The following is a 21,266-nucleotide window of genomic DNA, read 5'->3' on the forward strand; positions in this document are numbered from 1 at the left end:
CCGTCACGGCGATTGATGCCCGGCCTCACTCACAGGCTGGCAAAAAATAATAATCACAGGATTATAAAATCCTGTGATTAGTTTAAACCTCCACCGGTTAACGGTTATTTACGGTTGCTCCACACGGTCTGCACGTTACAGAACTCGCGTAAACCGAAGTGTGAAAGCTCACGACCATAGCCGCTTTTTTTCACGCCACCGAACGCTACGCGCGGGTCTGACGCACTGTAGCCGTTAATAAATACGCCGCCGGTTTCCAGCTCGCCAGTCATCTGTTCTGCCCGTGCCAGGTCGGCGGTATAAATCGTCGCGCTCAGACCAAAATCACTGTCATTCGCCAGTTCGACCGCATGCTCAGCATCGCGTGCAACCGTAATCGCTGCGACCGGGCCAAATAACTCCTGACGGAATGCGGTCATTTGTGGCGTCACGTTGCTCAGAATAGTGGGGGCATAGAAGTTACCTTCGCCAGCAATTTTCTCACCACCGAGCAACAGCGTTGCGCCTTCTGACAGCGTTTCCTGAACCTGCCTGTCCAGCTCATCGCGCAGGTCGTAGCGTGCCATCGGGCCGATGTAGGTGTCGTCGTCCTGCGGGTCGCCGATGACCAGTGCCCGCGTGGCGGCCACAAATTTCTCGGTAAAGGCTTCCAGCACACCTTCTTCAACAATCATACGTTTCGCGGCGGCGCAAACCTGTCCGGTATTCTGATAGCGGCCCGCGACAGCCGCCTTCACCGCTTCATCGAGGTTGGCGTCATTGAGCACGATAAATGGATCAGAGCCGCCCAGCTCCAGCACACATTTCTTCAGTGATTTACCTGCCAGCTCCGCAATAGCACCACCGGCACGCACGCTGCCGGTTACCGTGACGGCAACAATGCGCGGATCAGCAATCAACCCGGCAACATCTGCATTCCCGACATTAATTACGCCAAAGGCCCCTGCCGGAAAACCGGCTTTCAGCGCAGCCTGTTTCACCAGACGGGTCGTGCCCATCACGTTAGGGGCAGGTTTAAGCAGGAACGTATTTCCCGCCAGTAACGCAGGTACCGCGCCGCGCAGGATCTGCCAGACCGGGAAATTCCACGGCATAACCGCCAGGATCATGCCGGAAGGGCGGTAATGAATATGCGCTTCGCCGTTATCGACCATGGTGGGTTCAGGTGCGAGCATCGCCGGGCCCTGCAGGGCATACCATTCGCACAGGCTTGCGGATTTCTCCACTTCAGCGCGCGCCTGTTTAATAGGTTTACCCATTTCGCGGCTGATCATGCGGGAGATGTCTTCACTGGCTTTGCGAAGTTCAGTCGCCAGATTATGCAGATGGGATGCGCGCTGAGCGATATCCGTTTTGCGCCACTGCTTATAGGCCGCGCTGCCTTGTGTGACTGCCATCTCAAGAGTCAGTGCGGTGTCGAAAGGATACTCTGCGATACGCTGGCCGTTGAACGGGTTGAGCGAAATTGCGTGTGTGTCGGGCGTTGTCATTATGTGCTCCTCATTTATCCAGTCCGTTCAGCATAGAGACTTGCGAAGATGAATAAAAATGAATAAAAATAAGTAAACCGTTCACTTTTTGAGAAAGACTATGAATCTGTCACAGCTCGAGATGTTTCGCGCCGTTGCTGAAACCGGCAGTATCAGCGCCGCCGCCCAGCGGGTGCATCGCGTCCCGTCGAATCTGACAACACGCATTAAACAGCTTGAGGCGGAACTGGGCGTCGAATTATTCATCCGCGAGAATCAGCGTCTGCGCCTTTCGCCAGCAGGGCGAAACTTTCTCAGTTACAACAACCGTATTCTCGATTTAGTCGAAGAAGCGCGGGTGTCCGTGGCGGGCACAGAACCGCAGGGGATATTTGCGTTGGGCGCGCTGGAAAGCACTGCAGCGGTGCGGATCCCCACTTTACTGGCGCGTTATCACCAGCAATTCAGCAAGGTTGAACTGGCGCTGAGCACTGGCCCTTCAGGGGAATTGCTGGATAAATTGCTGGAAGGGGCGCTGGAAGCGACGTTTGTCGACGGCCCTGTGCTGCATCCGGTTCTGGATGGCGTGCCAGTGTATAAAGAAGAAATGGTGATTGTCGCCCCCTTACATCACGCGCCTGTGACTCGTGGGCAGGAGGTTAACGGGGAGATTCTGTATGCGTTCCGGTCGAACTGCTCTTATCGTCGCCATTTCGAAAGCTGGTTTGCGGATGATGGCGCTGCGCCGGGGAAAATCTACGAAATGGAGTCTTATCACGGCATGCTGGCTTGTGTGATAGCCGGCGGCGGGCTGGCGCTGATGCCGCGCAGTATGCTGGAAAGTATGCCGGGCAGCAGCACGGTGAGCATCTGGCCGCTGGCCGACAATTATCGTTTTTTGACAACGTGGCTGATATGGCGGCGCGGCGCATTAACCCGCAATCTGACAGAATTTGCGGCTCTGGCCTCTCAGTTAACGGTTAACCTTCCGCCACCTGCAAAATAATCTGCCAGTCCAGTGCGAGCTTCAGCGCCACACACGCGGCGCAAACAATAAAAATGGTCTTAAACATAGGGTAAATAAACATCCTGTGTGACGTGAGTCACATTTTAAAGCGATGCTGCGTAAACCGCTTTAAATTTTTTGTGCAGAAGATGCTTTTCGTCGATTTCCGGCAGGAAAATTTTTAGCGAAATGAATAAGAGTAAGCGTGAGATCCGCATCAAAAGAAAAGAACTGGCCCGATTTGTACATAATAGCAACATATGTTATTCACGCACTGATACTCTTATAAAGAGAGGTAAATTTAGCTTAATAATGTTTTCCTGCTTATTTTGAAGTTCTGCAGGTGATTTGTGCGCTGAAAATTTATTAACCCAGAGTCAATAATTACTTATAAAACTAACGCATTAAAACGCAATAAACCAAAGAGGCTCACGCAGGAATTGTGTAATAGGTTGTAATATTATCCTGACGCAATTGATATCAATATTGGTTTGTGTAGAATCAGAGTCACTAATTTAATGGCACATATCTAAAGTGAGCACATCATGGACAACGCATTAAACGTTTTGAATAATATCCGTACACTTCGGGCTCAGGCTCGCGAAATGCCTTTGAGTACTCTGGAAGAAATTCTTGAGAAACTGACTGCCATTGTTGAAGAAACTCGCGAAAATGCCAAAGCGCGCAGTGCGCAGCAACAAGAGCGCGACGAAAAATTACTGAAATACCGCGAAATGTTGGCAAACGATGGCATCGCGATTGATGACCTGTTGGGCCACCAGAGCGCGAAAGAAACCACTAAAGCCAAACGTAAGCCACGTCCGGCCATTTATGAGTACACAGACACTGACGGTTCTAAAAAAACCTGGACGGGTCAGGGTCGCACGCCTTCTGCCATTAAAGCAGCGCTGGATGGCGGCGCGACACTTGAAAGCTTCCTGATCGCGCGCTGACCTCACGGCTGATGTGCTGCGCTTTTCTGCCCCGCTTTTTAGCCGGGCAGAAAAACGTACTTCACCGCCAGTTTTTATTCTGCTGTTCCCCCTTTTAAAAATTCTCGCGTTTCTGGGGATTTTTTCCTTTTCATTACTCTCCGTCATTGTTCTTAAGGTAAGCTTAAGTCTGCATAAGTAAGGTTAACGTCTCTTCGTTTACCGGAACTTCTATGCGTACCCGATATTCTTTCGTTCAAATTATGCTCCACTGGCTGGTGTTTGTGTTAGTCGTACTGACCTATGCCACGATGGATATAAAAGGGTGGTTTGCAAAAGGCACGCCAGCGAGGGAGTTATTAGCCCTTACGCATTACAGCCTGGGATTTTGCGTATTATTCCTGATGTGTATGCGTCTGTTTGTTCGCGCAATGTATGTCACTCCGCCGGTTAAACCCGCGTTGCCGCGCTGGCAGCATTATTTGTCAGGTTCGGCTCATGTACTTATATATCTGATGTTTTTAAGCTTGCCGGTGCTGGGCATCTTGTCACGTTATTATGGCGGCCATGACTGGACGATGTTTAACATCCTTATGCCTAAAAGTGTTTTTCCGGATCTCCCTTTACAGAAACAGTTTAAAACGCTGCATGAATGGCTCGCGAACGCCGGGTATTATCTTATCGGATTACATGCTCTGGCTGCCCTCTGGCATCACTATCGCCGGCGCGATAACACGCTAATCCGGATGTTACCTTCGCGAAAATAACCCGCGGGTGCGTGGGTCTGAGAAACCGTTGCCAGTTTCTGGTATCAACGGAGCGATTAACGTGACGGAAGGAACAATGATGATATCCAGTGCGAGGGGGCATATTGCCTGCTAATAAATGCGGCAGTATCCTAAAGCCCTTCTAATCAAAAGGATATTGAAATGGATACTATTGAAGAGCTAAACGGAACGTACTTTTATCACGGCCACGCCAATCTGAGTAATCAAGAGTTATTTGGTCTAATTTTTATTGAAAGCTTATCAAATCACCTCGGGTTAGATACTACGGCTACAGTTCTCATTATTACAGGGCAGCCTTACATTCCGGTTCCGGGCAAGATGGTAACTGCAATACCGGGAACAAGCGTGGCGTCAAAGCTATCGAGGGCCCTTTTAAAGCAAGCGAAACTGCCCTTTGGCCTTAAAGCGTGGACGCCGGTTGGTAAGTCGTTCAATACCTTGACTATGCGAAAAACCACAAAATGGGCTGCGCTGATAGATAGATATGTCCCCTTTGTTGGATATGCAATGGCGGTCATATTAATCCAGCAGGTGGCCGCCGAAACCAGATCAAAATATAATTTAATAGCCCGTCCAGAAGATCGTATTGCATGGACATACTTTTAATGGAAGAAAAAGTCTTATCAATGTTCCGCGAGGAAATACCTGGCTACTACGATTTCGATTTGAAAAGAGAGGTTCCGCTTGAGTTTGATACCGAGCTACAAGATTTTGCTCCAGGTGATGATTTCGTATATGCCCTCGAAGCTTATGAAAAAACCTTTAAAGTGGACCTGTCAGTCGTAAATTGGTCCTTCTACTTTCCCTGGGAAAACCTTCCGTTTTTCACTCGCTGGTTTAAGGTTAAGCGTAAGGACATAGAAAAGACCAGAAAGCCCTTAACTGTAAGAATGTTCGCAGAATCGGCTAAGGCGGGTAAATGGCTTTATGATTAAGGGGCTTTAGCCCCTTTTTTAATCATGCGGTTTGGCGATCATTCCACGAGTCAGCAAAGATAATGTTCCCATCATTATGCTTCCAGGTGATTTTCTCGTAACGCAACTCAACAGTTTCCATATGATTTTCATTCGGATTGCTGGCTGCGGCCATTGCTGGTGTAATCGAAACGATACGCACCTTTTCCAACAGCATGTTGAAATACTCCACTTCCTGACCAGCATCATTTATCCGATACCATTTGATTTCAGCTGAAGCAAGGCATTGACCCGTTGCCACTGCCTTGTAGATGTATGGGCTGGACGAATCGAACTCTTTAACCACAAGCAATGGTGAGTGCATACGTGTACCCGTCACTTTGCCCGTAGCGTTATCAGTGGGAATCATTAAGTTGTGGTGAAAACCTCGAACCTCGATACTGTATTCCCGATGTTTGACATCCACACCGCCTTTAATCAGTGCACCGCCGTCGTCTTTAAGCCATAAATATGCCGGGATTGCCATTTCCGAAAATTCCTTTTTAAAAGTGAGGCTTCAAATTATTCCTTTGTTCAGCCAGGCACAATTAGCGACTGTTGTAATAGACTGATTTTCAGATGTTTATTATTCATGGCGGGTTATCATTGGGATGAATGTTGAATGCGCCCGTTCAGCATTTTAATTTGCATAAACAGGCGCAAAAACTTTACTGTTTTACGCCGTTCTTCTGATAAACACACAAATGCGTATACGCCGCCTGCAACAATGGAATAGTAATCCCCACACGCGTTGCGCGCTCAACCAGATCGCCAATAATCTGCTCTGCTTCGATGGGGTAACCCTGCATCATATCGCGGTACATGGAGGAGGTCTGCGGCGAGCTTTTATCGGTTACCGCTTCCCTGACTTTTGCCACGGCAGCGGCGCGTTCCGCGTAGCCAAAGGCTTTCATGGTGGTCAGCGCTTCGGTGACGATGGCATTCGCAAACTCCGTCCCGCCCGGCTCAGAAGCCACTTGGCCGATATTGCCGCGCATGGTGCAGGTGATGGCGCCGAAGCTTGAAAGCAGCAGCCATTTCTCCCACAAATCACTGATAATGGTTTCAGAAAGCACCGCCTCGATATCCGCACTCTGGAATGCCTGATCGACTTTCAGGATGCGTTCAGTTTTTTCGCCGGAGAGTTCACCGTAAATAATCTGATGCATTGGCGTCATCTGGTGAATATGTCCGTCAGTATCCAGCGTCGCGTTGATTTTGCACAAACCACCGATTAACGCATGCTCACCAAAACGCAGGCTCAGCGTCTCCATATGTTTCATCCCGTTAAGTACCGGCATCACCATGGTGTTTTCACCGACAACCGGTGCGATATCTTTCATTGCCGCTTCCAGCCCGAAACTTTTTACAGTCAGCAAAATCAGGTCATAAGGCCCGGTCAGCTGCGATGCCTGTAAGACATTGGGCTGGAAATGGAAATCACCGTGCGGACTGTGAATCGTCAGCCCGTTTTGCTCAACCACAAGCGCGCGTTTTTCACGTAAAAGAAACGTCACATCCTGCCCGGCCTGCGCCAGCCGCGCACCAAAATATCCGCCGGTCGCGCCAGCTCCCACCACTAAAATTCTCATGCGTTATCCTTTTTTATCAAGACATTCAGAAACCCTGTGTTTGTTTAAACTACGGGAGGAGGGCGGCAGGGATCAAGAGCCATGATGAATGAGGGATTTTTGAAGATTTTGCCGCGTGATACTATGCCCCATCACTATTTCAACAAGGAGCACTGAATGGCAGGTTATCAGCCTCCGTACAGTATCACACCGCAGATCCTCAACCGGGTTGTGGACGTCGGGGAATTGCTGGGGCGTTGGGCTGCGCATGCTGAACAGTCATCTGTGCTGCTGCGAAAAGAAAACCGTATCCGCACGATTCAGGCTTCACTCGCTATCGAACACAACAGCCTGTCGACACCGCAGGTGACCGCCATTATGGAAGGCAAACGCGTGCTGGCGCCGCAAAAAGATATTCAGGAAGTGCGTAACGCCATTCTGACGTACGAACAGTTACCGGCATTGAAAAGTCATCGTCTTGAGGATGTTCTGAAAGCTCACCAGACGCTGATGCTCGGACTGGTGGATGCGCCCGGCCACCTGCGCAGCGGCAATGTGGGTGTGTATCGTGACAATCGGCTGATTCATATGGCACCACCGGCCGGGCAACTCCCGCGTCTGATATCAGATTTGCTGAACTGGCTGAAGGAAACGGATATCCACCCGCTCATCGCCAGTTCGATTTTCCATTATGAGTTTGAATTTATTCACCCGTTTGCCGACGGTAACGGCAGGATGGGGCGCTTATGGCAGACGCTGATCCTCAGCCAGTGGCGTTCAGAGTTCGCCTGGCTGCCGGTAGAAACGCTGATCCATAATCAGCAGCAGGATTACTACCGCATTCTTGGCGAATGCGATCGTGCCAGTGACTGCACGGCATTTATCAGTTTTATGCTCGATAAACTGGCGGAAGCATTACGTGAAGGCATTGAAACGCAATCCTCACACTGAACGTCAATGACTCATTCGACACCCCCCGCCCGAAGACGGGGGAGTTACACCGCTATTTCCCCCGCGCCAGAACCTTGCGGTACAGCACCGGCAGTGAAATCACCACGATCAACATCGCACCGACAATCACCGACATCACGATGCCCGGCACATTCAGCAGACTGAGGCCGAAAGTCAGCAGCCCCATCAGAAACGCGGCAATAATTACGCCGGTCATGCTGCCGGAACCACCGAGCACGCTGACACCGCCGAGCACGGCCATGGTAATCACGCTCAGTTCCCAGCCGAGAGCCAGTGTTGGCCGCGTACTGCCGAGGCGCGAGGTCAGCAAAACGGCCGCCAGTCCGGACATTACGCCGACCAGCACGAACAGCGTCAGATTATGGCGTTTCACGTTAATCCCGGAGTACCACGCGGCGACCGGATTGTTGCCGATGGCATAGGTGCGGCGTCCAAAGTTAGTTTTGTGCAGCAGGAAATAAAACACCGCGCCCAGCACCAGGAACAGCGCGAATTCAAACGACAAGGGCCCCCAGACATAGCCCTGACCAAACCACGCGAAACTGGCGGGATATTTATTCAGCGACTGATCGCCCAGTAGCACGTAGGTGATGCCACGGAACAAGCTCATGGTGCCGATGGTAATCACGATAGACGACAAATTCAGCCGGGTGACCAGCAGGCCGTTAATCAGCCCGCACAACAGGCCGACGCTCAATCCGACACCCACCAGCGCCGGTGTTGGCAAACCGGCCTGCGCGCAGAATCCCATAATGGTGGAACTCAGCGCCATGGTTGAAGCGACCGACAAATCGATTTCCCGGGCGATAATCAGCATCGCCATCGGCAGCACAATGATGGCTTTTTCGGTGAAGTTAAACGTTGCGTCCGACAGGTTCCATATATTGAGGAAATACGGCGAGGCGAACGCATTCACCACAAATACCAGCAGCGTCACCAGCAGTAAAAATCCTTCCCAGCACATCAGGCGGCGGAAAAACGGCGTGACAGCCATGGTGGTGTTTTCTCCGGCAGCGGAATGCGGCGTGTTGCGCGACGTTAAGGTCTTGTTCATGATCTTACCCCGGTTTCAGTTCGCACAGGCTGGACGGCGGGAGAGTGGCGCAGAATCAGCCGTCCTTTACGTTTGTTGGCGCGTTCGTTGAGGATGACGGCGATCACAATCACGCCGCCAGAAATCGCCATCTGCCAGAACGGCGACACTTCAATCACCGGCAGGGCATTGTTGATGACGCCGAGGAACAGCGCGCCCAGCAGGCAACCGACCACCGAGCCGATGCCGCCCATGGTGCTGATCCCGCCAATGACGCAGGCTGCAACAATTTGTAATTCAAAGCCGTTGGCGACGTCCACGTAAGCCACGGCGAAGCGTGAGATCCACAGATAGCCGCAGAAACCCGCCAGCGCGCCGGAAAGGCAGAAGCTGACGAACTGCATTTTGCCTGCGTTGATGCCGGTGTAATACGCCGCCGTGGCGTTGCCGCCAGCCGTGTAAAGTGCCCGTCCGGTCCGGCTGTAACGCAGGAAATACGCCACCAGAATCAGCGCGGCAATCGCACACCAGCCAAGCAGCGGCAGACCAATAAAGGTGGCGCGTGGCAGACTGAGGAATTCCGGGCTCATCTGATGGGCATTGATCCAGCCGCCGTTTGAGAGCAGGAAGATAATGCCGCGATAAATGCTCATGGTGCCGAGCGTCACCACAATCGGCGGAATACCGACTTTCCATACCAGGAGGCCATTAATTGCGCCCATCACCAGCCCGAGTACGGTTGCCAGTAACACCAGTGACCACACCGGAATATCCGGATGATGGAAGTTAATCAGCGCGACGATCATGCCGGTCAGCGCCAGATTGGCGGCCATCGACAAATCGATACCTTTGGTCAGCAAAACCATCATCTGCCCGAGCGCCAGGATGATCAGAATCGAGGTATCGTTAAACATCTCCAGCAGGTTTCCGGCACCGATAAACTCCGGCGAGCGCACGCCGACGCCCAGCACCATCAGCACTATCACCACCGCCAGCAGCAGCTCGCGGTATTTCAGCAGGTTTCTGATCATGCTGCCTCCTCGCCCGCGCCGCTGGCGGCACTGACAATCATTTCTGCGCTGGCTTCACCGGCGTTGAATTCGGCGACCATCAGTCCTTCATGCATCACAATGATGCGATCGGCCATGCCCATGACTTCCGGTAATTCGGAAGACACCATAATCACCGCCAGCCCGCGCCCGACCAGTTCAGACATAAACTGATGCACTGCCGCTTTCGAGCCGATATCAATGCCTTTGGTCGGTTCATCGAGAATGATGATGTCCGGTTTGGTCGCCAGCCATTTGGCGATCACCACTTTCTGCTGATTTCCGCCCGACAGCGTGCCGACGGCCTGTTTCCAGCTTGACGCTTTCACCTGCAACCGTCTGGCGTAATCATCGGCCAGCGCCCACTCTTTTTTGTCGTTGAGCACGCCGCGCGGATTAAGCTGGCTGAGCTGCGGCAGGCTGATGTTCTGGCTGATGGGCAAATCAATAATCGCGCCTTGTTTCTGGCGCTCTTCCGGCACATACACAATCCCCGCGCGGATGGCCTGAGAAGGGCGGGAAAAATGGTGTTCTTTGCCGTTGATCAGAATTTTGCCGCCGTTCGGTTGCGTGACGCCAAATAACGCCTGCATCAGTTCGGTTCTTCCCGCACCGACCAGCCCGTAAAAACCGAGGATTTCGCCTTTGCGCAGTGAGAAGTTAATGCCTGCGAATTCGGTCGGATGGCTGAGGTTTTGCACTTCCAGTACCGTGTCGCCCGGTTTGCAGTTCACTTTCGGGTAAGCCTGACTGACTTCACGTCCTACCATCATGGTCACCATCTGCTGTTCACTGATGTCGCTGATTTTGCCGGAGCCGACATAGCTGCCGTCGCGCAAAACGGTGTAGTAATCGGAAATGGAGAAGATCTCGTCGAATTTGTGCGAGATAAACAGAATCGCTTTACCCTCCTGTTTCAGGCGTTCGACAATCTGATAAAACTCAACGATTTCATGCTGAGACAGGGCGGCGGTGGGTTCGTCGAGAATGACCACCTGCGCATCAAACGACAGCGCACGGGCGATGGCCACCATATGGCGCTGCGCGATGCTTAACTCTTTCAGAATGGCATGCGGATCAATGTTTACTTCCAGACGCGTCAGAATATCGCGTGCCTGCTGATGCATCGCCGGCCAGTTCAGACATTTAAAAATGCCGCGGTAAAGATAGTGACCGACGAAGATATTCTCGGTCACGGAAAGCTCGTCAAACAGCACGGTTTCCTGATGAATGGCGGTGATGCCGATTTTGTGTGCGGATTCCGGATTCGGCAGTTTTATCGGAATGGCTTTATAGTGCAACTCGCCTTCTTCCGGCTGATAAATGCCGGTCATGACTTTCACCAGCGTCGATTTCCCCGCGCCGTTTTCGCCAATCAGGGCGGTTACTTTTCCCGGATACAAATCCACATGAACGTTATTTAACGCCCTGACACCCGGAAAGACTTTGCTGATGCCCTTCAATGACAACAACGGTGTCGCTGAATCACTCATGGAGTTTCCCCTGTCTGGCTAAGTACAACAAAACGGCTGAACGGTAACCCGGTCAGCCGCATTCAGGATCAGAAGATTTTAGAGAATTTATCGATGTTGCTGGCGTCGTAGACAAACGGTTCAGCCATTGCGCCGCTGCCGTCTGCATCGAGTTTCACTTTGCCTAAACGGCCCATGCTGGCTTCGGTTTTAGTGGCGGTGCCTTTCACCAAATCATCAGCCAGATAAGTGGCGGCGTAACCCAGATCAATCGGGTTCCAGATAGCAAAACTTTTGGTTGCGCCCGATTTTATTGCGCCCGCCATTTCAGACGGCAGCCCCAGTCCCGTTACATACACCTTGCCGATTTTGCCCTGATCTTTCACTGCCTGTGCGGCCGCCACGATACCCACGGAAGAAGGGGAAATAATCACTTTCAGGTCCGGATAGGATTTCAGCAGGCCAATGGTTTCGCGGTAGCTTTTATCTGACAGATCATCGCCATAAGCGACCGTCACCAGATTCACCGAAGGGTATTTCGGCAGCACTTTTTTCATTTCCGCAATCCACAGATTCTGGTTGGTGGAGGTTGGCGTGGCGCTCAGGATGGCTACATCGCCTTTTTCTACGTTCAGGGCTTTCAGCGCATCGGCGGCCAGTTTGACGTTGGTTTCGCCAATCAGCGCGTTGTTAGACGGATTAAGGTGGATCTGGCGGCCCTCTTTGGCGACACCGGAATCCCACGACACGACTTTAATGCCACGTTGCATGGCTTTTTTCAGCACCGGCACCAGCGCATCCGGGTCATTGGCGGAGACAGCAATGGCATCGACGCCCTGGGCGATCAGGCCATTGAGCACTTCTATTTGCGCCTCGGCGGTAGTGGTGGTTGGGCCGGTATAAATCACTTTCACATCGCCCAGTTCTTTAGCTGCCTGCTGTGCGCCAACGTTTGCTGCTTCAAAAAAACCATTACCCAACGATTTTGCTACCAGGGCGATCTTCACTTCTGCCGATGCCGCGCCTGCCAGCAGGATGCTGCTCGCCATCAGGGTAAGGCTCAGTACGTGTTTTAATTTCATTTTTTGTACTCCGCATAAGTCCGCATAAAGTTTAACGACCAAAAAGTTGCCGACGCGCCAGGCGCATGATCACGACTCTAGGAGGTTGCTGACAGCCTCACCTTTCCGCGAGTGCCAGTTCAGTGCGAACTATGGCAAAGACGCAAAGGTTTGAGCGAACAACCTCACAATTTGATAACAATCTTATTTCAGGCAGGCTAAACGGTCAGAAAAACACACATTACCGGTTTCAGAAGACCGCACTGAAATAAGGCATAAAGCTACGCAGTACGCCGGATTGCACCGGATTTCATCAGGCGGGAAATGTTTTGTTCAAAAGCGGCTGGCGGATCACAGTTTCAGCCCGATGGCTGCCCCGGCGACGACTAAGATATTACGATAGTGTTAATAAGGAGTCGGAAATGACCGTGTTACGCAGTAGTGAGTATTTCCCCTCAGGAGATTTCCCGGTCGCCATTGAACCCCGTTATCCGCAGGAAACTTTTCCTGAACATCATCATCAGGATTTCAATGAAATTGTCCTGGTCGAGCAAGGTACCGGCACGCACGTTTTTAATGACCAGCCGCTGATCCTCAGCGCGGGGAGCGTCTGTTTTGTGCGTCACAGCGACCATCATCTTTATGAAGATACCGAAAACCTGCATCTGACCAACGTGCTGTATCGCAGCCCGAACGCGTTTCGTTTCCTTAATGGCGTCGGTGATTTATTGCCGCAGGAAGTGGACGGGGTGTATCCGGCGCACTGGCGCATCAGCCCGACTCAGATTGTGCAGGCCAAAACGCTGATTAATTTGCTGGCGCGACAACCCGCCACGCAATCGCCGGAATCTCAGGCTCAGCAGGAATTATATTTTATGCAGCTCTTATTATTGCTGCGCAAAGGCAGCCGTGATGTCGGATATCGCGGGCAGGGCGGTGACCTGAACAATGTGCTGGACTGGATGAATGAGCATTATGATGAGGAAATCGACTGGCCGGCACTGGCCGCGCAGTTCTCAATGTCGCTGCGTACCTTGCATCGTCAGATGAAACAACAAACCGGCTGCACACCGCTCAATTACCTCAACCGCCTGCGTCTGCTCAATGCGCGCAACATGCTGCGTTTCAGCGACAGCCCGATCACCGAGATTGCCCACAACTGTGGTTTCTGCGACAGCAATTACTTCTCCACATTGTTTAAACGTGAATTTGGCTATGCACCCAGAAGTGTTCGTCAGTATCAGTAAGCGGAACCCTGTATTTTGCAAAATTGTTATATCGGGCAGTCCGACCATGACATTTTTGCCATTTCTTAAAATTAAGTGGCAATCACGGAAAGGTAAAAACCAGACGGATAGAACAGGCTGTTAAAACTTCACAAAAAAGAACTTTTTTATTAACAACTCGTTCATCAACTCTATCCGTATTTTGGAGACCCTTACATGAGCACAGTTCAGAAACGTATGTACATCAACGGCGAGTTCGTTGAAAACACCGGCGGTAAGTGGATCGACGTTGTGAACCCGGCGACAGAACAGGTGATTTCGCAGATCCCTGAAGGCTCAGCAGAAGACGCCAGAAAAGCCATTGATGCAGCAGAAGCGGCGCAACCGGGCTGGGAAGCGTTACCTGCGGTGGAGCGCGGCGTGTGGCTGCATAAAATTGCCGACGGTATTCGTGAGCGCGAAGCCGAACTGACGGAAACCATTATTGCGGAAGGCGGCAAAACCTACGGCCTGGCGCAAACCGAAGTACTGTTCACCGCCGACTACCTTGATTACATGGCGGAATGGGCACGCCGTTACGAAGGCGAAATCATTCAGAGTGACCGGCCAAATGAAAACATCTTTGTGTTCCGCAAAGCCATCGGCGTGACCACCGGTATTCTGCCGTGGAACTTCCCGTTCTTCCTGATCGCCCGTAAAGCCGCCCCGGCGCTGATCACCGGCAATACCATCGTCATCAAACCGAGTGAAATCACGCCAAACAACGCGGTGATTTTCGCGGAAATTATTCACAAAATTGGCCTGCCAAAAGGTGTGCTGAATATTGTCACCGGCTACGGCCCGACCGTCGGGCAGGAACTGGCGGCGAATCCTAAAGTCGGCATGGTCAGTCTGACCGGGAGCGTGGCTGCAGGTATCGCCACCATGACTGCGGCGGCACAGAACGTTACCAAAGTCTCACTGGAACTGGGCGGTAAAGCGCCAGCCATCGTGATGAATGACGCCGATTTGGATCTGGCGGTGAAAGCCATCGTGAGCTCGCGCGTCATCAATACCGGGCAGGTGTGTAACTGCGCGGAGCGTGTTTACGTGCAGGAAGGCGTATACGACGAATTCATTTCGCGCATCAGCGAAGCGATGAAAAAAGTGACGTTCGGCAATACCGCCGAGCAAAAAGAGCTGGATATGGGGCCGCTGATCAGCGCGGCGGCATTGCAGCGTGTGGAGGATAAAGTGGCGAAAGCCGTGTCACAGGGCGCAAAAGTGCTGCTGGGCGGCAAACGTCATGGCGACAAAGGTTTCTTCTATCAGCCGACGGTGCTGGTGGATGTGAAGCAGGACATGCCGATCATGCATGAAGAAGTGTTTGGTCCGGTGCTGCCGGTCGCCACGTTCAAAACGCTGGATGAGGCGATTGCCATGGCAAACGACAGCGAATATGGCCTGACGTCATCGATTTACACCAGCAATATAAATACGGCGATGAAAGCACTGAAACAGCTGAAATTCGGCGAGACCTACATCAACCGTGAAAACTTCGAAGCCATGCAGGGCTTCCATGCGGGCTGGCGTAAGTCGGGCGTCGGTGGTGCCGACGGTAAACATGGCTTGCAGGAATATCTGCAAACGCATGTTGCGTACCTGCAGTTCCATTAATTAACACACTGTGGCCGGAGCAGGGGAACCTGACTCCGGTTTTGCTGACTTTCACCTGACAAGGAAACCCCATGAGCCGCAACGATTTCCTGACCGGCATTCGTCAGCATAAATTCATGCAAACGCTGTTCCCGCCACCGGCTGAAAAATCCCATCCGCAGCAAGAATTTGGCCGTGCGCTGACCCTGATGGGCGGTATCTGGGATGACCGGTTCCTGCGGGCACCGCAAAATGGCTACACCACGCTGAATGCCTATCTGCGCGGGTTATATCCGGCAGACTCGCTGTTTTGCTCCGCCACGCCGGAGATTATCGCAGAGAGGAGTCTCGACGCCCGTACTCAGGCGGCATCGCTGAAAGATGTTGATGTCGGCGTGGTCCGTGCCTGTTTTGGTGTCGCAGAAACCGGCGCCGTCTTTCTCAGTGATCCGCAACTTTGTGTGAACACCCTCAGCGCGATGGCTAAAAACCTGGTCGTGCTGCTCGACGTTAACCACATCATCGAACATCTGCATCTCGCCCACCGTCAGCCGCAGCCTTTTAATGCCCGTTACGCGATTATGGTCACCGGCCCGGCGGCGATCGCTGACAGCGAAAGTGCGCTGATGCTGGGTGCCAAAGGCGTCCAAAGCCTGCGGGTGATCGCGCTTTAAGTCCGAAAACCCACGGATCCTGCTGTACTCATCCCGCTTAAAATAACTCCTGTAAATAAAATAAATCCTATCTGATACAATCAGTAAACGGGTGCACAACGGGCGTGCCCTGACTTTTTACGGCAAGTGAGTGCGGCAACCATGAGCGTGATACAGAGCCTTATCAAACAAGCATTTGGAACCGGTAACAGCAACGAAGCAGCCACTTTCCTGGCCAGTGCGTGCAACCGGATGAAAGCCATGGATAAAACAACCATCGCCCGCGAAGTGGAAAGCGCGCTCAGAGGCATCAGTTTCAGCCGCGCCGAGACAGATAAGGCAAAAGTAAAAACTGTTTATAAAGACACCGCCGTCACGCTCGAAAAGCTCGCCTCACTGGAAAAACAGGTGTGCAGCCTGAAGAATGAACTGGCCGTTGCGCGTAACCAAACAGGCAAAGGCAATACAGAAGACGCTGAGCGGATGAAAGGGGAGTTGTCGCGTCTTAACACCCGCATCAGCGAACTGCTTCGACAATCTGACATACAGAAAAAGCAGCACGCCGATGAACTGGCATTGTTGCGTTCGCGCCAGCGTGCAGACGGCCATTCAAACTCCGCAGAACTCGATGCCGCCAACAGCCTGATTGCGTATACCGGCAGTCAGATGACCGCGATGGCGGCGGCGCGTGATGCGCTGCAACAGCGTTTAACCCGGCTGGAAACCGAGTCGGAACGCCGGGTGCGTGAGGAAGAAGATAAACGCCATGCCGCCAACCGCCGTGCTGACGGGAATTACGCCCTGCTCGGACAGCAGAAAGAACTGACGGCTGAGGCGAACCGTAAAATCACGCAGCTTCGTGCCAGCCTGAAACTCGAAGAGTATGAAGGGCAGAACGCGAAGACCGAAAAGGCAAAACTGAAGAAGCAGATTGCCGAGCTGGAAGATGAAAACAGCCGCCTGGCCGAACGCTTGTGTGATAACGAAGAAGATTGCGAACGGCTCAGTAATGCGCTGGAAAGAACAAATCAGGAATTTGCTGCCTACAAAAAGCAAAAAGAACGCCTGACCCGCTGGATCCACATACCCGGCGCCATGATGGGGATTTCCGTCGTTGCGCTGGTATTGTACTCAGATGCCCAACCCGGACATCTGTTTGACAGTCTTGCCCCCGCTGTATTTCTGGGCAGCGTCGTCTATGCCCTTTCCCTGATGATTGCGTTTACCCGCAGGGCGTAACCGGGGGGCGTGTCTAAAGAGCCTCTGTTGTGGTCAGATAACAGAAGGGCTTCACTAGCTTTTGTCTGGTACCTCTTATTATTAACACTTCCCGAATTCCCAATTCTGAGTAAACTCTATTCCCACAATTTCACCATGTGAATACAGTTTCCTCACACCCCGAAAAGCAGGATGCTTTTCACATGTCAGCCAGGGACCGGAATGAACACACTTTCCCGCTATTCTCTCGATATCTGGAACAGCCCGTACCATCTGGACGTGCTGAGCTTTCGCGGCGAGGAACATCTCAGCGAGACTTTTTCCTACACCGTTGACGTCACCTGCCCCGAACCGGATATCGGTGCCGCGCAGATGCTGCGCCAGTTCACCTGCTTTACCCTGGGCACGCCTTTCCAGCCTGAACGCGCCGTGTATGGCGTTATCCGTGACTTTCAGCGCCTGTCCACCTCCGCCGACGAAACCCTGTACCGGATCCGGACCGGGAACGCTACACCTCACTTGATGCGGCAACGGACAGCCTTTTAACGAAATAACAGGGACAATCACCAATGGATGACGATTTCGAAAAGGCGCTGGCATTTTTCACCCCGCCGCCTGACAGCTGGGTCTGCAGCGGGCAAAGAAAAATTGAGGCCGCAGGGCAATGGATTTGGGAAATCCTGCAGGGAGATTTCAATACCGGACAAACCACCGGACAGGTCGTCACGGGGACGGTGATTTCCATGATCCCGTTTGTGGATCAGCTCTGCGATATCCGCGATCTGGTGGCTAACTGCAAAAAAATTAATGAAGACGACAGCGACACCTGGGCATGGGTTGCGTTATGCCTGACATTGATCGGCTGCTTCCCGGTGTTAGGGTCGCTGTGCAAGGGCGGATTTAAAGTCCTGTTTTTGTATTTGCGCAAAAGTCATCTGGATCAGCTAAACAACCCCGGCCAGCTTTACCGTGCTCTTGAAGGCGCCATCGGCTTATTGAACGATTTTCTGAATATGCCCGCCACGCGCAGCGCGCTGAAGTATCTGAAAATTTATAACCCTTACCGTTTCCTCGAGGAGAAATTACGCGGCGTGATCGACAGCCTGGACGTCTTCGATCTGTTAAGTGTTTTTGATGAACTCCTCTCCGTCACCAAAAAACTTCTCGATAAAGTCACGGCCTGGGGCCCGGCATCGTTAAAGCAACCCGTAGCCGCGTTGTGGAACATGCTGATGGCAGTACGTCGCAACGCGGACCGGATGCTAAGTAAAGCCCTCGCCCCCGTCACGGATTTACTGGAAAAACTGGCAAACCGCCTGCGTGTTGAAGGTGACAATGCCTACCGCGCGCATGTGGGCACCAACGTACACCTCTACGGCGGCGAACGGGCGGCTAAAGAAGTGGAGATGTTTAAGCAGGAAAAACCGGATTGGGTGGATGTTGGGGTATCCGTGGAGAAATATAAGCCGATTAAAAAACTATCCAAACCACAAATCGTCCAAATTGACCAAGGCTGGCCAGACATTAAAAACATGCCTCACCGCAAAACACCTTTGAATGGGAAATTTAATACTTTCGATAATTCCATGACAGGCGTTGAAATTCCCCCGGGTGAAATTATCTATCGGGTCATTGACCCAAACTCTTCAGACAACAGCATCTGCTGGATGCGTAAGGCAGAGTTTGAAAAACTGACATCGAAAAGTGACTGGCGTAAAAACTTTGCCGTATGGAAAAGCTGGAATGAAAACGGGGAATATGTCGTTTACACCGTTCCGCCGGGGCAACCGCTTAAAGTCTGGGAAGGTCGCGCTGCAACACAAGTTAATGAGAATGCCAAAGAATATTCGCTGGAAGGTGGAGCGGTACAAATCGTACTGGACCCGTCGCAGCTTAGAAAAGAGTTTACCGGTGAGCGGCGTAAAACCGGCTGGGGCTATGGTGATGTGGCCGGTGACCCTGTCAGCCCTTATCTGGGGCTACCGAAGCTAGAGAATAAAAACAACTGGTATGAACCAAAAGGAAAAGAATAATGGGTATTTTACATCCGCAGGAATGTTACTTTTTAGAAAAATTTATCTCAGCAGAACATTATGCCGAAACCCGTGATGCCATTATTGCTTATATCGATGCACATGAGGAAGCACTGGCAAGATATAAACGTGAAATGCCGCTTAACGCCAGAAAGCTCCCACAGTGGCAACAGGCCGATGTGGTATGGGAGTCTCGGGTGATGCCTAATATCAGGCCAATGAAAGAACGATACATGAAAGCTTATATCCTACGAACTCATAACGATATCAAAGCATTCGATATCGGTCATGCTATGAGCAATATTAACAAAGGTATTGTCGAGTTTTGGAATGGCTGGATGAAGGAGGAGGATATTTTAAATATCTCTGAATTAGAATATAAAGCATCAGCATTAGACAATAGACTGTCATATACTTTGCGCGGCAATTGGGACGACGGGGATTTGACCTATACCGGCTGCGGAAGCTTATATTCAAACATTGAACTCCCAGCAAAAATACCTTGTTATGAACTTGATCCTTCCGTAAGAATAGAAATAGGACAAAATCCCGAACAAACAGGATTCTATCTTCCGGATATTAAGTTTGCACCAGCCCGGTTTATTCCCGAGGACTTTGGGCAACCAGTCCCTGCATCTCAGGGCATCAGGCGCAGTAACTGGTCAGACCCAGACACAGGTGAAAAAGATTACGGTTGGGAAGAAACTGAGTGGACCGAAACCGGCTGGACCCTTATTCGTCGGGTTGAAGGCGAATTTATCGATGTGCCGCCAGAAGGTTTTTTCCCAAAAGGATTACCGGAAGAATTATACGGCTGATCAAAGTGTTCGCCTTAGTCCGCCGTCAATAATTTTACTTCACTGCCCCCATTGCCGCCTGCTCAATCAGTGCGGCCACTTCTTTTGGATGTGATTCATAAACGGAATGGCTGGCGCCTGCGATTTCCACGGTGTGGCTGTGTGCGCGTTTGGCGTACATGCGTTCTAAATCAGGGTTAATGATCTTGTCGGCCTTCGCCACCATGTACCAGCTCGGTTTCACTTTCCAGGCCGGATCAGGAATGTTCGCAGTAAATACGCTGGCGGATGTCAGCATCTGGGCCTGCGCTTCAAATTCAGCCTGTTTACGTGGCAGGTCTGCGGCGAAATCAGACGGGAAATTGGCCGGATTGATGTACAGGAAACCGTCCGGCGTTTTCACAAACGGATGCGCGGAGTTCGGGAATTTCTTACCGTTAATCGCTTCGGTTTCCCCGTTGTCCAGCGCATGCGCCGCGATATACACCAGCCCCGCTACGTGCGGATCGTTGCCTGCTTCAGTAATAATCGCGCCGCCATAACTGTGGCCGACCAAAATGGCAGGGCCGTTTTGTCTGTCCAGAATACGTTTAGTGGCTGCAACGTCTTCGGCAAACGACGTCAGTGGTTCCTGTACCAGTGTCACTTTATAGCCATCGCGGGTCAGAATGTCATACACCGGACGCCAGCCAGAGCCGCCAACAAATGCGCCGTGAACCAGCACGATATTTTTCACTGGCGCAGCGGTGGCTGCCTGGCAACCGAACGCCGCAGTGGCGGCAAACAACAATGTTGAAACTACACGTAAACGCATGGCACGACCTCTTTTACTGTGATCAGAAATGAAACTCAGTGTGTGATGCCACTTTGCGTGTGGCGCTCTGACAGAGGAGTGACCTGCGGATGACAAAAAAGTCATAAAGCCGCTGACCCGCAGGATGCGGTGAAAACGTTTCCCCGGCTTTATTTGCGGGTATTTTAAGCGCCGTGAGAATTCTCCTTTTTATATCTTTTGTAAAGACGCCACGGTTTCATTACACGGAACTTATCGTCTGAAAAAACAGCGATGAATATGCCGCTGTCTTGAAATAGTGGTCTATATTTATTCTGAGGTCTGCGCCTTCGTCTGGATTTCGAAAGACAAAAAGGAATTAGCCAGCTGAAAATATTCTCTGATAAATACGCATCAGGTGCATTTTTGTTTTCCGGTAAATCACCTAATTATCAGTTGGTTGTATATTGTGTAATCGTTACCACTGAGGCGCGGATAAATACCGGGAGATCGTTGGACGATTTTTCGAATGAAAGCGGATGTTTATTTTGTGTCGGAATATAAACGGTATCAGACGAATAAAACCCTGTATTTTGCGCGGAGATAGAATTTGAAAATGGCCTCAG

Annotated in this window: 19 protein-coding genes and 2 pseudogenes; 13 read left to right on the plus strand and 8 right to left on the minus strand. The window is 51.6% G+C overall.

The window, feature by feature from the left end; genetic code table 11:
- Positions 1–104: 104 nt before the first annotated feature.
- The gene (locus GW591_RS15685) at positions 105–1,490 is read right to left on the minus strand and encodes an aldehyde dehydrogenase family protein (RefSeq protein ID WP_121019860.1); all 1,386 of its coding nucleotides are present in this window, start codon (positions 1,488–1,490) and stop codon (positions 105–107) included.
- A gap of 100 nt (positions 1,491–1,590) precedes the next feature.
- Between GW591_RS15685 and ptrR the strand changes: the two genes are divergently transcribed.
- The 5 genes from ptrR (at position 1,591) to GW591_RS15710 (ending at position 5,130) form a co-directional block, all read left to right on the plus strand.
- On the plus strand, positions 1,591–2,475 hold the full coding sequence (gene ptrR / locus GW591_RS15690) for a putrescine utilization regulator PtrR (RefSeq protein ID WP_013578018.1): 885 nt from the start codon (positions 1,591–1,593) through the stop codon (positions 2,473–2,475).
- Between the two features lie 545 nt (positions 2,476–3,020).
- Complete coding sequence (locus GW591_RS15695; protein ID WP_013578019.1) at positions 3,021–3,428, plus strand: H-NS family histone-like protein; 408 nt, start codon at positions 3,021–3,023, stop codon at positions 3,426–3,428.
- 212 nt (positions 3,429–3,640) lie between these two features.
- Entirely contained in the window at positions 3,641–4,174 is a 534-nt protein-coding gene (locus GW591_RS15700; protein WP_013578020.1) for a cytochrome b, read from the plus strand.
- Between the two features lie 162 nt (positions 4,175–4,336).
- Positions 4,337–4,801, plus strand: coding sequence for an STM2901 family protein (locus GW591_RS15705; protein WP_013578021.1), 465 nt, complete (start codon positions 4,337–4,339; stop codon positions 4,799–4,801).
- Positions 4,786–5,130 (plus strand): DUF1493 family protein, encoded by a 345-nt coding sequence (locus tag GW591_RS15710; protein ID WP_037032727.1) that lies wholly within the window; start codon positions 4,786–4,788, stop codon positions 5,128–5,130. Before GW591_RS15705 ends, GW591_RS15710 begins: the two co-directional genes overlap by 16 nt.
- Positions 5,131–5,152: 22 nt before the next feature.
- On the opposite strand, the gene GW591_RS15715 is transcribed toward GW591_RS15710, so the two are convergent.
- A complete protein-coding gene (locus GW591_RS15715) occupies positions 5,153–5,635 on the minus strand; it encodes an Hcp family type VI secretion system effector (RefSeq protein WP_013578023.1) in 483 nt (160 codons plus the stop codon).
- 181 nt (positions 5,636–5,816) lie between these two features.
- Entirely contained in the window at positions 5,817–6,740 is a 924-nt protein-coding gene (panE, locus tag GW591_RS15720) for a 2-dehydropantoate 2-reductase (RefSeq protein ID WP_013578024.1), read from the minus strand.
- 156 nt (positions 6,741–6,896) lie between these two features.
- On the opposite strand from panE, the pseudogene GW591_RS15725 reads away from it, so the two are divergent.
- A pseudogene (locus tag GW591_RS15725) lies at positions 6,897–7,667 on the plus strand (Fic family protein); the annotation flags it as partial.
- 55 nt (positions 7,668–7,722) lie between these two features.
- Here the strand turns inward: GW591_RS15725 and GW591_RS15730 are convergent.
- The 4 genes from GW591_RS15730 to rhaS (GW591_RS15745) form a co-directional block, all read right to left on the minus strand.
- Positions 7,723–8,685 (minus strand): ABC transporter permease, encoded by a 963-nt coding sequence (locus GW591_RS15730; RefSeq protein WP_099049221.1) that lies wholly within the window; start codon positions 8,683–8,685, stop codon positions 7,723–7,725.
- Positions 8,686–8,741: 56 nt separating this feature from the next.
- A complete protein-coding gene (locus GW591_RS15735; RefSeq protein WP_013578027.1) occupies positions 8,742–9,755 on the minus strand; it encodes an ABC transporter permease in 1,014 nt (337 codons plus the stop codon).
- Positions 9,752–11,266: a sugar ABC transporter ATP-binding protein gene (locus tag GW591_RS15740; protein ID WP_166860952.1), complete on the minus strand. Its 1,515-nt coding sequence runs from the start codon at positions 11,264–11,266 to the stop codon at positions 9,752–9,754. The genes GW591_RS15735 and GW591_RS15740 overlap by 4 nt, the downstream gene beginning before the upstream one ends.
- 68 nt (positions 11,267–11,334) lie before the next feature.
- Entirely contained in the window at positions 11,335–12,327 is a 993-nt protein-coding gene (rhaS, locus tag GW591_RS15745) for a rhamnose ABC transporter substrate-binding protein (RefSeq protein ID WP_112197654.1), read from the minus strand.
- A 401-nt stretch (positions 12,328–12,728) separates the two neighbouring features.
- Here rhaS (GW591_RS15745) and rhaS (GW591_RS15750) point away from each other — a divergent pair, with 401 nt between their 5' ends.
- From rhaS (GW591_RS15750) to GW591_RS15780, 7 genes and pseudogenes are all read left to right on the plus strand, one after another.
- The gene (gene rhaS / locus GW591_RS15750) at positions 12,729–13,553 is read left to right on the plus strand and encodes an HTH-type transcriptional activator RhaS (protein ID WP_013578030.1); all 825 of its coding nucleotides are present in this window, start codon (positions 12,729–12,731) and stop codon (positions 13,551–13,553) included.
- Between the two features lie 195 nt (positions 13,554–13,748).
- On the plus strand, positions 13,749–15,188 hold the full coding sequence (aldA, locus tag GW591_RS15755) for an aldehyde dehydrogenase (protein ID WP_037032738.1): 1,440 nt from the start codon (positions 13,749–13,751) through the stop codon (positions 15,186–15,188).
- Positions 15,189–15,259: 71 nt separating this feature from the next.
- Positions 15,260–15,841, plus strand: coding sequence for a LutC/YkgG family protein (locus tag GW591_RS15760; RefSeq protein WP_013578032.1), 582 nt, complete (start codon positions 15,260–15,262; stop codon positions 15,839–15,841).
- A gap of 240 nt (positions 15,842–16,081) precedes the next feature.
- Positions 16,082–17,059, plus strand: coding sequence for a coiled-coil domain-containing protein (locus GW591_RS15765; protein ID WP_225444948.1), 978 nt, complete (start codon positions 16,082–16,084; stop codon positions 17,057–17,059).
- 201 nt (positions 17,060–17,260) lie between these two features.
- Positions 17,261–17,533 (plus strand): annotated as a pseudogene (locus GW591_RS15770) (contractile injection system protein, VgrG/Pvc8 family); the annotation flags it as partial.
- A 74-nt stretch (positions 17,534–17,607) separates the two neighbouring features.
- The gene (locus GW591_RS15775; protein WP_121019865.1) at positions 17,608–19,071 is read left to right on the plus strand and encodes a hypothetical protein; all 1,464 of its coding nucleotides are present in this window, start codon (positions 17,608–17,610) and stop codon (positions 19,069–19,071) included.
- Positions 19,071–19,889, plus strand: a complete 819-nt coding sequence (locus tag GW591_RS15780; RefSeq protein ID WP_013578035.1) for a hypothetical protein — start codon at positions 19,071–19,073, stop codon at positions 19,887–19,889. Before GW591_RS15775 ends, GW591_RS15780 begins: the two co-directional genes overlap by 1 nt.
- A 34-nt stretch (positions 19,890–19,923) precedes the next feature.
- On the opposite strand, the gene GW591_RS15785 is transcribed toward GW591_RS15780, so the two are convergent.
- Complete coding sequence (locus GW591_RS15785) at positions 19,924–20,682, minus strand: alpha/beta hydrolase (RefSeq protein WP_013578036.1); 759 nt, start codon at positions 20,680–20,682, stop codon at positions 19,924–19,926.
- Positions 20,683–21,266 lie beyond the last annotated feature (584 nt).

This window comes from Rahnella aceris (genome assembly GCF_011684115.1).
GTDB lineage: Bacteria > Pseudomonadota > Gammaproteobacteria > Enterobacterales > Enterobacteriaceae > Rahnella > Rahnella aceris.